The sequence below is a fragment of the Yokenella regensburgei genome (assembly GCF_003634235.1).
Taxonomy (GTDB): domain Bacteria; phylum Pseudomonadota; class Gammaproteobacteria; order Enterobacterales; family Enterobacteriaceae; genus Yokenella; species Yokenella regensburgei.
The window spans coordinates 287,247-299,858 of the sequence record NZ_RBIZ01000006.1 but is presented as its reverse complement, the minus strand read 5'-3'; the positions used below and the strand labels follow the sequence as shown (position 1 = coordinate 299,858).

Annotated in this window: 12 protein-coding genes; 2 read left to right on the top strand and 10 right to left on the bottom strand. The window is 56.1% G+C overall.

Annotated features, from left to right (window positions below; genetic code table 11):
- Positions 1–29: 29 nt before the first annotated feature.
- On the bottom strand, positions 30–629 hold the full coding sequence (locus C7387_RS19425; RefSeq protein WP_006817794.1) for a DUF1454 family protein: 600 nt from the start codon (positions 627–629) through the stop codon (positions 30–32).
- Between the two features lie 114 nt (positions 630–743).
- Between C7387_RS19425 and C7387_RS19420 the strand changes: the two genes are divergently transcribed.
- Complete coding sequence (locus C7387_RS19420; protein ID WP_006817793.1) at positions 744–1,163, top strand: DUF805 domain-containing protein; 420 nt, start codon at positions 744–746, stop codon at positions 1,161–1,163.
- Here C7387_RS19420 and fpr read toward each other — a convergent pair whose 3' ends face one another.
- The 7 genes from fpr to gmk form a co-directional block, all read right to left on the bottom strand.
- On the bottom strand, positions 1,164–1,910 hold the full coding sequence (gene fpr / locus C7387_RS19415) for a ferredoxin--NADP(+) reductase (RefSeq protein ID WP_120817302.1): 747 nt from the start codon (positions 1,908–1,910) through the stop codon (positions 1,164–1,166).
- A gap of 93 nt (positions 1,911–2,003) precedes the next feature.
- On the bottom strand, positions 2,004–3,014 hold the full coding sequence (glpX, locus tag C7387_RS19410; protein ID WP_006817791.1) for a class II fructose-bisphosphatase: 1,011 nt from the start codon (positions 3,012–3,014) through the stop codon (positions 2,004–2,006).
- A gap of 65 nt (positions 3,015–3,079) precedes the next feature.
- Positions 3,080–5,161 (bottom strand): ATP-dependent DNA helicase RecG, encoded by a 2,082-nt coding sequence (recG, locus tag C7387_RS19405; RefSeq protein ID WP_038253598.1) that lies wholly within the window; start codon positions 5,159–5,161, stop codon positions 3,080–3,082.
- A gap of 3 nt (positions 5,162–5,164) precedes the next feature.
- Positions 5,165–5,854, bottom strand: coding sequence for a tRNA (guanosine(18)-2'-O)-methyltransferase TrmH (gene trmH / locus C7387_RS19400; protein ID WP_120817301.1), 690 nt, complete (start codon positions 5,852–5,854; stop codon positions 5,165–5,167).
- A gap of 4 nt (positions 5,855–5,858) precedes the next feature.
- On the bottom strand, positions 5,859–7,973 hold the full coding sequence (gene spoT, locus C7387_RS19395) for a bifunctional GTP diphosphokinase/guanosine-3',5'-bis pyrophosphate 3'-pyrophosphohydrolase (RefSeq protein WP_006817788.1): 2,115 nt from the start codon (positions 7,971–7,973) through the stop codon (positions 5,859–5,861).
- A gap of 19 nt (positions 7,974–7,992) precedes the next feature.
- The gene (gene rpoZ / locus C7387_RS19390) at positions 7,993–8,268 is read right to left on the bottom strand and encodes a DNA-directed RNA polymerase subunit omega (protein WP_006817787.1); all 276 of its coding nucleotides are present in this window, start codon (positions 8,266–8,268) and stop codon (positions 7,993–7,995) included.
- Between the two features lie 54 nt (positions 8,269–8,322).
- Positions 8,323–8,946: a guanylate kinase gene (gene gmk / locus C7387_RS19385; RefSeq protein WP_006817786.1), complete on the bottom strand. Its 624-nt coding sequence runs from the start codon at positions 8,944–8,946 to the stop codon at positions 8,323–8,325.
- Positions 8,947–9,203: 257 nt separating this feature from the next.
- On the opposite strand from gmk, the gene ligB reads away from it, so the two are divergent.
- The gene (ligB, locus tag C7387_RS19375) at positions 9,204–10,886 is read left to right on the top strand and encodes an NAD-dependent DNA ligase LigB (protein WP_120817339.1); all 1,683 of its coding nucleotides are present in this window, start codon (positions 9,204–9,206) and stop codon (positions 10,884–10,886) included.
- On the opposite strand, the gene C7387_RS19370 is transcribed toward ligB, so the two are convergent.
- Both C7387_RS19370 and C7387_RS19365 read right to left on the bottom strand, forming a co-directional pair.
- Entirely contained in the window at positions 10,880–11,497 is a 618-nt protein-coding gene (locus C7387_RS19370; RefSeq protein WP_038253607.1) for a trimeric intracellular cation channel family protein, read from the bottom strand. The two genes, ligB and C7387_RS19370, sit on opposite strands and share 7 nt — an antisense overlap.
- A gap of 208 nt (positions 11,498–11,705) precedes the next feature.
- Positions 11,706–12,569, bottom strand: a complete 864-nt coding sequence (locus C7387_RS19365; protein WP_006817783.1) for a YicC/YloC family endoribonuclease — start codon at positions 12,567–12,569, stop codon at positions 11,706–11,708.
- Positions 12,570–12,612 lie beyond the last annotated feature (43 nt).

Here is a 12,612-nt window from a genome sequence, read left to right as displayed (position 1 = left end):
ATTGAAAGCCCCGATGGCTTTGCTTTTTGTCATTTATTGTTGCTCTCGAGGGTTTCAGATAACGCCAGCTTAATCGGTTCAACAGCGAAGGTCAGCCCTTTTTCGCCGTTATCTGCCACCACATAGCGAATCGCTCCTTCGGTGATGGCGTAATAGTGTTTGCCTTTGCCGGAGGTGAGCAGTTTCTGTAGCTTTTGAGTGCTCTGGGGTTTGGATAGTCCGGGAGTAAACAGGCGAAGCACCGCCCCCATATACTCCTGGGCTTTCGCCTTTGCGGCCTTTTGCTCCGGTCCCTGAATCGGTAGCCAGGTTATCTGCATCGATTTAATTTTCAGGGTACCGCGCTCGAGCGCCGTTGAGGCGTACAGGTTTTCGTTGATCTTGGTGGCGGCGCGGGTCAGGTTGGCTTGATCCTGACTCCCCCCGATAGAGCGGAACTCGTTGAGCGCAAGCGTCGGGTTATCGGTATTAAATTTTTCCCGGAACTGGCTGATAGAGAGATCGAAGGTTGGCGCTCCGGGTAACAGATAGGGTGCTGTTGCGCTGGGTGAGGCTTCGGCAGATAGCGCGCCGGAGCTTACCGCAAGCGCAGCCAGCCCGAACAAAACACTCGTTATCCATTTTTTCATCTTACCGTCCTCATCATCTGCTGCTGTCGATTAAAACGGGAACCGTCGTTCTTGTCAAAAAGAGACCACGTTCTGAGGTAAACTACGCGCCATGATGACATTCAGGAATGGGACATGACCCTACAGCAGTGGCTTTTTTCGATTAAAGGGCGCATCGGGCGCCGTGATTTCTGGATCTGGATGGTGCTCTGGGTAGTGGCAATGACGCTGCTTTTCACTTTCGCGGGTATGGGCTGGCTTAACATGCAAACGGCAGCGTTCGCGCTGGTCTGCCTGCTGTGGCCCACGGCGGCGGTGATGGTGAAACGCCTGCACGACAGAGGGCGCTCCGGAATCTGGGCGCTGCTGATGGTGCTTGCCTGGATGTTGCTGGCCGGGAACTGGGCAGTGCTGCCGGGGGTCTGGCAGTGGGTCGTCGGGCGGTTAATTCCGACGGTTATCATCGTGATGATGGTGATTGACCTGGGTGCGTTCGTCGGCACCCAGGGCGAAAACAAGTACGGGAAAGAAACCCAGGACGTTAAATACCGCTGATCACCAGTAGTGTTCGGCGGTCATGTGGCCCGGTCGACGGCGCAGGTGTTTGGTCATCTGCCGGGTATCTTTCAGCAACTGCTGGGTATCACGCACCATCTGCGGGTTGCCGCACAGCATCACGTGGCTGGTGTCGGTGGTCATCGACAGGCCAACCGCAGCCTCCAGCTCACCGCTTTCAATAAGCGCCGGAACGCGCCCGGTCAGTGAGCCCTCGACGGTTTCCCGGCTGACAACGGTCTGTATTTTCAGTTTGCCCTGGTAGCGTGCTTCAAGCTCCCGCATCAGCGGTAAATAGCTGAGATCTGCGGCGTAGCGTGCGGCATGAACCAGCACCAGATTTTTGAAGCGGTCGAGATCTTTACCTTCCTGCAGAATCGACAGATACGGGCCCAGCGCGGTACCGGTTGCCAGCATCCATAGCGTCTCGCAGTCGGGCACTTCATCCAGCACAAAGAATCCGGCAGCCTCGCTGACTACCTGCACTTCATCACCCGGCTTCAGGGCTGCCAGACGTGGGCTCAGTTTGCCCTCCGGGACGGTCACCAGATAAAACTCAAGGTCAGGGTTTCCCGGCGCGTTGACGTAGGAATACGCACGCTGGACGCGTTCGCCATCGATTTCCATTCCGAGTTTAGTGAACTGACCCGCAGTGAAAGGGTGTACAGGGGCATGGACGGTCAAGCTAAACAGCGCGTTGGTCCAGTACTCCACCTTTGTCACTTTTCCGGTAACCCACTCCGCCATGGTTCTCTCCAGTGTTGTTGCGATGTCTTATCTTGCCATTCAGAGAGAAGATTTCCAGCCCCGTTGGGCTGGAAAGCTCTTCCCGACAAACGATTACAGAATGTGGCGCTGCACCTCTGGGTCTTTACGATCGAGATAGTGAATCGACTGAATACGACGAATAGTGCGGGATTTACCACGGATCAGCAGCGTTTCCGTGGTGGCCATATTCCCCTTACGGGTGATGCCGTCCAGCAGGTCACCTTTGGTAATACCGGTGGCGGAAAAAATCACGTTGTCGTTGAGCGCCATATCGTCAAGGCGTAGCACCTGGCCGGCGACGATGCCCATCGCTTTGCAGCGTTCCAGCTCCGTTTCACCAATACGGCGGTTCTCCTCGCTGTCGCCTTTCACTTCGTGACGTGCCAGCAGTCGACCCTGCATGTCACCGTCAAGCGCACGAATAACCGCGGCTGAGACCACACCCTCCGGCGCGCCGCCGATGCCGTATAACACGTCCACTTCGCTGTCCGGCATACAGGTGAGGATTGAGGCCGCGACGTCGCCGTCAGGGATCGCGAAGACGCGCACGCCCAGGGTCTGCATTTCCGCAATGACTACATCGTGGCGCGGTTTTGCCAGAATAGTTACCGTGAGCTCGCTTAAGGGCTTATTCAGGGCTTTGGCGACATTACGCAGATTCGCTTCCAGCGGCAGATTGAGATCGATAGCGCCTTTCGCTCCCGGACCGACGATGAGCTTTTCCATGTACATATCCGGCGCGTTGAGGAAGGTGCCTTTATCGCCTACCGCCAGCACCGCCAGCGCGTTGGCCTGGCCCATGGCGGTCATGCGGGTGCCTTCGATCGGGTCGACGGCAATATCCACGGCATCGCCGTTACCGGTACCGACTTTTTCACCGATGTAGAGCATCGGCGCTTCATCGATTTCACCTTCGCCAATTACGATAGTCCCGTCAATGTTGACCTGGTTTAGCATAATGCGCATAGCGTGTACGGCAGCACCGTCGGCGGTGTTTTTATCACCACGGCCCAGCCACTTATAACCCGCGAGCGCAGCGGCTTCGGTAACGCGTGAAAATTCGATGGCAAGCTCTCGTTTCATAGCAAACTCGTTGTGAAAGTAAAAATGGCACGCAGCGCCGTCCCGCCTGAAGAGGAGGTGCGGCGCTAGGCGTTGGAATAGCGTTCGGTTTCCGGCATCCAGCGTTCAATAAGTGCATTGGCCTGCTCGGGGTAACGTTGATGGATATGGCGGGCAATGCGCTGAACGTCGGGGATCATTGCCTGATCGCGCAGTAAATCGGCGACCTTAAACTCCGCGTTACCGGTTTGTCGGGTACCCAGCAGTTCCCCGGGCCCACGAATTTCTAAATCTTTTTGCGCAATCACAAAGCCGTCGTTGCTGTCACGCAGCACCTGCAGGCGTAGCTGGGCGGTTTTTGACAGCGGTGATTTATACAACAGCACGCAGTGTGAGGCTACCGCACCACGGCCTACGCGGCCTCTGAGCTGGTGCAGCTGCGCCAGCCCCAGACGCTCCGGGTTTTCAATAATCATCAGGCTGGCGTTAGGCACATCCACCCCGACTTCAATAACCGTGGTGGCGATAAGCAAATGCAGCTCACCGGATTTGAAGGCCTGCATCACCGCCTGCTTCTCGGCAGGCTTCATTCTCCCGTGAACCAGGCCAACGTTCAGTTCTGGAAGCGCCAGTTTAAGCTCTTCCCATGTTGCTTCTGCGGCCTGCGCCTCGAGTAACTCAGACTCTTCAATCAGCGTACAGACCCAGTAGGCCTGACGGCCTTCGGTGGTACAGGCGTTGCGCACGCGATCGATAATGTCGTGCCGGCGGGTGTCCGGAATGGCAACGGTGGTGACCGGCGTGCGGCCCGGGGGCAGCTCATCAATCACGGAAGTATCGAGATCGGCGTAGGCGGTCATCGCAAGCGTTCGAGGGATGGGCGTTGCCGTCATGATCAACTGATGCGGGTGGAAACCCTGCTGCTGGCCCTTTTCCCACAGCGCCAGTCGTTGATGGACGCCAAAGCGGTGCTGTTCGTCGATAATCACCAGCGCCATGCCGTTGAATTGCACCTGCTCCTGGAAGATAGCGTGGGTACCGACGACCATCTGCACCTGACCGCTGGCGATGGCTTCCTGCTGTGCCAGGCGCGCTTTGCCTTTCTGTTTGCCCGCGAGCCAGCCCACTTCAATCCCGAGCGGTGCAAACCAGTTGCGGAAGTTGTTGGCGTGCTGTTCGGCGAGCAGCTCGGTTGGGGCCATAAGCGCCACCTGCTGACCGTTGGCAATCGCCCGCAGCGCGGCAAGGGCAGCAACCAGCGTTTTACCGGAGCCAACGTCGCCCTGCACCAGGCGCATCATCGGAATATCCAGCGCCATATCGTGTTCGATTTCTGCCACCACCCGGTTCTGTGCCCCGGTAGGTGTAAACGGCAGCGATGCCAGCAGCCCGTTTTTCAACTCGTCTTTCGCGGCCAGCGCGCGCGCGTGATAGCGCTGGGCCCCGGCACGCAGCGCCAGCATGCTGAGATTATGCGCCAGCAGTTCTTCCAGAATCAGCCGCTGCTGGGCCGGGTGCTTTCCGGTTTCGAGGTCACTGAGCTGCAGCGAGGGTGGCGGGCGATGCAGCGTGCGCAGCGCTTCTGGCAGGCTCATCATTCCCTGCGACAGTTCCGGTGGCAACAGCTCGCTGATGGCGCAGGTATCCAGTAGATCCAGCGCCTGATCGGTCAAATTACGCAGCGTTGCCTGCCTGATGCCTTCGGTGGTCGGGTAGACCGGGGTCAGGGTTTCTTGTAATTCGGGAGTGCTGAGATCGCCCTGAATGCGGTATTCCGGATGGATCATCTCCGGGCCGTACTTCCCGCGCTTCGCTTCGCCGTAGGCCAGCACGCGACGGCCGGTTGCCAGGCTGTTTTTCATCGCCGCGTTAAAGTTAAAGAAGCGCATGGTCAGGATGCCGGTGCCATCGCTAATCTGGCAGGTCATCATCCGGCGACCGCCGAAGGTGATGGAGCTATTCAGAACTTCGCCTTCCACCGTGGCATAAATACCGGGCAGCAGATCGTTAATGGGGTAGAGATGGGTACGGTCTTCGTAACGCAGCGGCAGGTGCAGCAGCAAATCCTGCACGGTGTGCAGGCCGATTTTAGCAAGCTTGCTGGTCTGCGCCGCGCCAACGCCGGTGAGGGAACTCAGCGGTACGGCATCCAGCAGACGGCCAGCCATAGCTTATTTCGCCGCCTGCATGATGGCCCACCACTCGTCATCGGCTTCGATTTCACCCTGGTCGTTGACCAGTGGATAAGGCAGGCCTTTGCGCTTTGCGACGTTTGCCAGAACCGGGTAGCCACCTTCAAACAGCAGGCGCTGCTGCTCGGCTTCCGGCAACATGCTGTTCTCGCGCTGATACATTCCGGCGTTCTGTCGCTGGCGTTGAGCTTCATACAGAATCAGCGCCGAGGCGACGGAGACGTTCAGCGACTGCACCATGCCGATCATCGGAATGATGATGTCCTGATTCGCCAGGTCCAGCGCTTCCTGGGTGATCCCGGTTTTTTCCTGACCCATCAGGATGCAGGTTGGACGGGTATAGTCTATTTCGCGGAAATCGACGGCGGTATCAGAAAGGTGGGTTGCCAGCACCTGCATGCCACATCCTTTGAGGTGCGTGACGGCATCGCCGATGTTGCGGTGCGTTTTTACGCTGACCCAACTGTTGCTGCCGGCGGCGGAGGAGGCCATGGTGCGCATACGGTTACCCGGCCAGATGGCGTGCACTTCATGAACGCCAACGGCATCGGCGGTACGGATAATCGCCGAAACATTATGGGGCTTATGGACCTGCTCCATGCAGACCGTCAGATCAGGCTGACGCCTGGCGAGCATTTCACAAATACGCGCATAGCGCTGTAAATTCATAAAACTAGTTTCGGTTACGGGTGACTTTAATCACATCCGGCATCACGCGGATTTTGCGCATGATGTTCGCCAGATGAACACGATCGCGCGCGGTCAGACGGATAAAGGCGCTGTACACGCGTCCGTCTTTCTCTTCAGTATTCAGGCTCTGAATATTTGAAGTGGTCGTGTTGATGGCAGCCGTCAGGTTTGCCAGTGCACCCTGATGATTGAACATGTCGACTTTGATTTCGGTGATGAATTCCTGCGCCGTCTCTTTGTCCCATTCAACCGCCATGAACTTCTCGGGCTCTTTCTGATAGCCGCGAATGTTGCGACAGGACTCATGGTGAATGACCAGACCTTTGCCTGGGCTGACGTGCGCGATAATTGGATCACCGGGAATAGGGCGACAGCATTTCGCAAAGGTGATGAGCACGCCGTCCGCGCCTTTAATCGGCAGATGGCCGTGGCTGGAGTTACTGGACGGTACTGGGCTACCTTCGCCCTGCTGCAGATTTTTGGCAACCACCACGCTCATGGCGTTACCGAGGCCAATTTCAGCCAGCAGATCGTCGAGGGAGGCGAGCTTCATGCGGTCGAGCTCGCGTTGGATGTTTTCTGCCGGGATCTCGAGCAGCTTACGACTGCCGCCAAGCGCGTGATTCAGCAGACGACGGCCGAGGCTGACGGAGTCGTCACGCTTGAGGTTTTTCAGCAACTGGCGAATTTTGGCGCGAGCTTTTGAGCTCACAACAAAATTGAGCCACGCTGCGTTCGGGCGCGCGCCGGGAGCGGTGATAATTTCTACCGTCTGGCCGCTGGAGAGCGACTGTGACAGCGGATACGGCTGTCTGTCGACGCGGGCACCCACGCAGGCATGGCCAATATCGGTATGCACCGCATAGGCAAAATCGACAGGCGTGGCGCCAGCCGGAAGCTCGACGATGCGGCCTTCCGGGGTGAAAACATAAATCTCATCCGGGAAGAGATCAGATTTTACGCTCTCGATAAATTCAAACGAGCTACCCGCACTCTGCTGTAGCTCAAGCAGGCTTTGCATCCAGCGCTGGGCGCGGATCTGCGCTGTTGTGCTGCTTTCACCACCGCGCTCTTTATAAGCCCAGTGCGCCGCAACCCCCATCTCTGCCATCTGATCCATGTCTTCGGTACGGATTTGTACCTCAACCGGCACGCCGTGCGGGCCAATCATCGAGGTGTGCAAAGACTGATAGCCGTTCGCCTTCGGAATGGCGATGTAGTCTTTCATCCGCCCAGGACGTGGTTTGTACAGGCTGTGCATCTGCCCGAGCACGCGGTAGCAGGTGTCAGAATCATGAACGATAACGCGAAACGCGTAGATATCCATGATGGAGTGGAAGCGCTGCTCTTTCAGCACCATCTTGCAGTAGATGGAGTAAAGGTGTTTCTCACGACCGCTAACCCGGCATGGGATCCCTGCTTCCTGCAAACGCCCTTCAATTTCAGAGAGGATTTTCTGAATCATCTCTTTACGGTTGCCGCGGGCGGCTTTCACCACCTCTTTAATAACGCGATAGCGGTTTGGGTACAGCGCTTCAAAACCCAGCTCTTCAAGCTCGGTTTTAATGTGATGAATACCTAAACGGTGCGCCAGCGGGCTGTAAATTTCGAGGGTTTCGCGGGCAATGCGGCGACGTTTGTCCGGGCGAAGTGAGCCCAGCGTGCGCATGTTATGGGTGCGGTCTGCGAGTTTGATGAGAATGACGCGGATATCCTGCACCATCGCCATAATCATCTTGCGAAAGTTTTCGGCTTGCGCCTCTTTCTTATCGCGGAACTTGAGCTTATCAAGCTTTGACACCCCTTCCACCAGTTCGGCAACGCTTTTGCCAAACAGCTGTTCCATGTCCTGGTAGGTGGCTGGGGTATCTTCAATCACGTCATGCAGCAGGGCAGCCATTAGCGTTTCGTAGTCGAGTTTCATCTCGGCCAGAATACAGGCTACCGCCACCGGGTGCGTGATGTAGGGTTCACCGCTTGAACGTGTCTGGCCCTCGTGAGCGTCACGTGCAACGAGATATGCCTGCTGAAGACGCTTGATTTGCTCTTCTGGCAGGTAAGTTTGAATCAGCTGATTCAGGCTTTCAAACAGATACAAGGGCGACCCGCAGGTTTAATTAACGACGACCTTCAGCAATGGCGGTAACAGCCTGCAGTTCTGCGGCTTCCTGCTCTTGCTGCTCCTGGCGATCACGAACGTCAAGGATCTGGTTGTTGATGAGACCCTCTTCGATTTCGCGCAGCGCGATAACGGTGGTTTTGTCGTTTTCTTCCGCAACCAGCGGATCTTTACCGCCTACCTGCATCTGACGAGCGCGACGCGCGGCGACCAGTACCAGGTCAAAACGGTTACCAATTTTCTCTACAGCGTCCTGAACAGTTACGCGTGCCATACTTAAAATGCTCCACAGGTGAAGAAATGACTGGGCATGATACTGAAAGTGCGTTCAGTCTGCCAATAGTTTGCTGATTAAAGCGTCATGTCGCTGCTTTTGACGGCTCATGCGCAGACGTTCGGCGCGAATGATAGTTTTTAGATCGCCAAGGGCGGTATCAAAATCATCATTCACAATAAGGTAATCATATTCCGCGTAATGGCTCATTTCTGCAACTGCCAGCGCCATACGTTTTGCGATTACCTCTTCGCTGTCCTGGCCGCGACCGCGCAGGCGGCGGTCCAGCTCGTCTTTCGACGGCGGTAGGATAAAGATGCTGCGCGCATGCGGCATCTTGTGACGAATCTGCTGTGCGCCCTGCCAGTCGATATCGAGGAACACATCAACCCCAGAGGCCAGTACCTGCTCAATGGTTTCACGAGAGGTGCCGTAATAGTTGCCAAACACTTCCGCATGCTCAAGAAACGCGTCCCGGCCAATCATATGACGGAACTCATCATGATTAACAAAGAAATAGTGTTCACCATGGACTTCACCCGGACGCGGCGAACGCGTGGTATGCGAAACAGAAACCTGGGTGTCGTACAACGGTTGGGTCTTTAACAGTGCCTGAATCAGGCTGGATTTACCCGCGCCACTGGGGGCAGAAACAATATAAAGCGTGCCTTGAGCCATGAGTGTCTTTTGTATGTGGTTAGCAAAGAATGTCTACATACGAGCCTATTATACACGCCGCGGCCCGCTGACGTAGTTTTTGTCACATTATTTGCATCTGGTGATTGCATTTTGCGAGCGCTTTTCCTGATTTCTTTGCGGGTTAGTGCAAAAAAGGAGAAACCCTGGAAGCCGCTACGCAATGCTTTATTTGTCTTAACGCACTTGTTCCCCGTTCCGCATTTAATCCCGTTTATTGCGATAAAGGGGGCGGGATGATGAAAACATGGCGTTGGGGGTTAAGTTTACTGTTATGCGGCTCAGTGCAGGCGGTGTGCCCGGCGTGGTCGCCTGCCCGTGCCGGGCATGAGATGACAGCGTTAAACGCGCAAATGAAGCAATGGAGTGAAGCCTACTGGCTGCAAGGGAAAAGCGAAATTAACGACAGCGTGTACGATCAGCTCGCGGCCCGACTGGCGCAGTGGCAACGCTGTTTTGGTGGTGAGACGCAAACGCAGGCACCGTTAGCTACAGCGACGGCGACCATCGTTCATCCGGTAGCACACACTGGGGTAAAGAAGCTGGCTGACCGTGCGGCGGTAGCAAACTGGCTTAAAGATAAACCCGAGGTCTGGATCCAGCCGAAAGTGGACGGTGTGGCCATGACCCTGGTGTATCGCAACGGAAGACTCATGCAGGCAATTAGTCGCGGCGATGGACTTAAAGGAGAAGACTGGACGGCTCGTACCCGGCAGATTACCGCTATTCCGCAGACTCTGACCGGCGTGCTTGCGAACAGTGTGCTACAGGGGGAGCTTTTTTTACGTCGTGAGGCACATAGACAACAGCAGATGGGAGGCATGAACGCGCGGGCAAAAGTCGCTGGGGCGATGATGCGGCGGGAGGCCACAGTCCCAATTCCAGAGATGTCGTTTTTTGTCTGGGCATGGCCCGACGGCCCGCAGACGATGGCTGAACGGACGGCACTGTTGTCGAAGGCTGGGTTTGCATGGGTAGATGAATACACTCTGCCAGTACAAACGCTCGCGCAGGCAGAAGCCCTGCGTGAGCGTTGGTTTCGCTCGCCGCTGCCCTTTGTCACGGACGGCGTGGTGCTGAGAACGACAAAAGAACCTGCGGGCCAGCTCTGGCTTCCCGGACAAGGGACCTGGCTTGCCGCGTGGAAATACCCGCCGGTGGCGCAGGTGGCGGAAGTGAAGCAGGTGAGTTTCAACGTCGGGCGCAGCGGTAAAATTGCGGTGGTGGCTGAACTGGAGCCGCTTCAACTGGATGATAAACAGGTTAAGCGGGTCAATATCGGCTCAGTTAATCGCTGGCAGACGTTGGATTTAGCTCCCGGCGATCAGGTGCTGGTAAGCCTTGCGGGCCAGGGGATTCCACGTCTTGATAGTGTGGTGTGGCGTAGCGTCGTTCGCCAAAAACCGCAGCCACCGCAGGCATCGTTCTCTCCGATGACCTGCTACTTTGCTTCGCCGCAGTGTAGTGGGCAGTTTTTGTCGCGTCTTAGCTGGCTCGGAACACCGCAGGCGCTAAATATGACCGGCGTTGGCACAGCGACCTGGCGTGCGTTGCACAGCGCACATCGTTTCGAACATCTTCTTTCATGGCTGACGCTGACCCGGGAACAGCTACAAAACACGCCTGGCGTTTCTGCCGCCAGGGGTCTGCAGCTCTGGCACCAGTTTAATCTGGTTCGTGAACTGCCTTTGAAACGATGGCTGGTGGCGTTGGGAATGCCGCTAAGTCAAGAAACGCTGAAAAACCTTGCTGAGGAAAAATGGCTGTCGGTGACGCTCAAACGAGAAGCCGAGTGGCTGGCACAGCCCGGCACGGGGGCCGGGCGGGTTGGTCAAATCATGGCGTGGTTGGGTAGCCCGGAGGTTCTGCGTATTGCAGCATGGCTGCAGGAGCAGAAGATCGCCGGCTTTTTGTCTCAGTGAACGTTGTGCTTGTAGTCAAATACCGGCAGGCCAAGCTTCAGGCGCAGCGCCAGCAAACGGGCGGTAAAGCCAAACAGCAGCGTTGAAATAACCACGACGTCGTGACTGTTCACGTAATGCTGTAGCGCGATGTACAGCACGGCGGAGGCAAATGAGACGCCTGCATACAGTTCTTTCTGGAATACCAGCGGAATGCGTTTGCAGAACATATCGCGAAGCACACCACCAAATACGCCAGTGATAACCGCGGCAATGATGGCAATAACAGGGCCATGACCCATATCCAGGGCGATTTGCGCCCCGATAATAGAGAACACCACCAGTCCCAGCGCATCGAGCACGAGAAACAGCTTACGCAGATGTGGCATTACCGGGGCGAAGATAGTGGTTAACACTGCGGCGGTTGCGACAATCACGACATACTCAGGGTTTTTCACCCAACCCAGCGGGTAGTGGCCCAGCAGGATGTCGCGTACAGAACCGCCGCCCAGTGCGGTGGCGGTAGCAATGATGATCACGCCGAAGGTATCCATACGGCGGCGGCCTGCCGCCAGTGCGCCGGTCATTGCTTCAGCGGTGATACCAATTAAGTAGAGAATGTGTAACAGCATAGTCGCCCCCATAATTCATGGCGGCAGATTAGCTTTTTGTGCGCATGATCACGATTGAGATTTTCTCACGTGAAGTGAAGTTGATTAGTTTTATTTATGTCTTTGGTGGCGTTGCGGCGCTGGTTGTGGGGAGCTTGTCATAAATGATGAAAATAATGACTGAGAAAAAGTAATGCGGGGCTGACGATATTCAGACCCCGCGCAGACATTACTCGATGTTCTGGATCTGCTCGCGCATCTGCTCAATCAGCACTTTCAGCTCGATGGCAGAGGTGGTGACGTCGGCGTTAATGGATTTTGACGCCAGGGTGTTCGACTCGCGGTTGAACTCCTGCATCATGAAGTCGAGACGGCGACCCACGGCCTCTTTCTTCTTCAGAATGTTATAGGTTTCTTTCACGTGCGCTTCGAGACGGTCCAGCTCTTCAGCCACATCGATACGCTGCGCCATCAGCACCAGCTCCTGCTCGAGGCGGTTGTTTTCCAACTGGACTTCGGCGTCTTCAAGCTTCGCCACCAGGCGCTCGCGCTGCCATTGAAGAATTTCCGGCATGTGGGCACGTACTTTACCCACTTCAGTGCTGACACCTTCGAGACGCTGCTCGATAAGTGCTTTCAGTGCCTGGCCTTCGGTTTCACGAGCAACAATGAAATCATCCAGTGCACCGTCAAGCGCCGAGAGGATTTCGGTGGCAATCGCGTCAAGATCCTGTTCCTGAGCCGCCATGACGCCCGGCCAGCGCAGAATATCAACCGGGTTGATTTCACCCTCGTCGCTCTGCATTTTGACCCAGTTAGCGGCGGTCACCAGCTGCTTAGCCAGTTTTTCATTCAGAATCAGTTCGCCCTGAGCGCTGGCATCAGGCTCAAAGCGCAGGTTGCATTCGATCTTTCCACGCGTCAGACGGCTACGAATACGTTCGCGAACGACAGGCTCAAGACTGCGGAATTGCTCCGGCAGACGGAAATAAGTTTCCAGATAACGTTGGTTTACCGAGCGCAGTTCCCACGCGGCAGTGCCCCATTCGCCCTTGATTTCACGCCGGGCATAGGCGGTCATACTGCGGATCATAGACGTTCCTGTTTTTTAACGAAGAGATGGGGGGATTATAGCT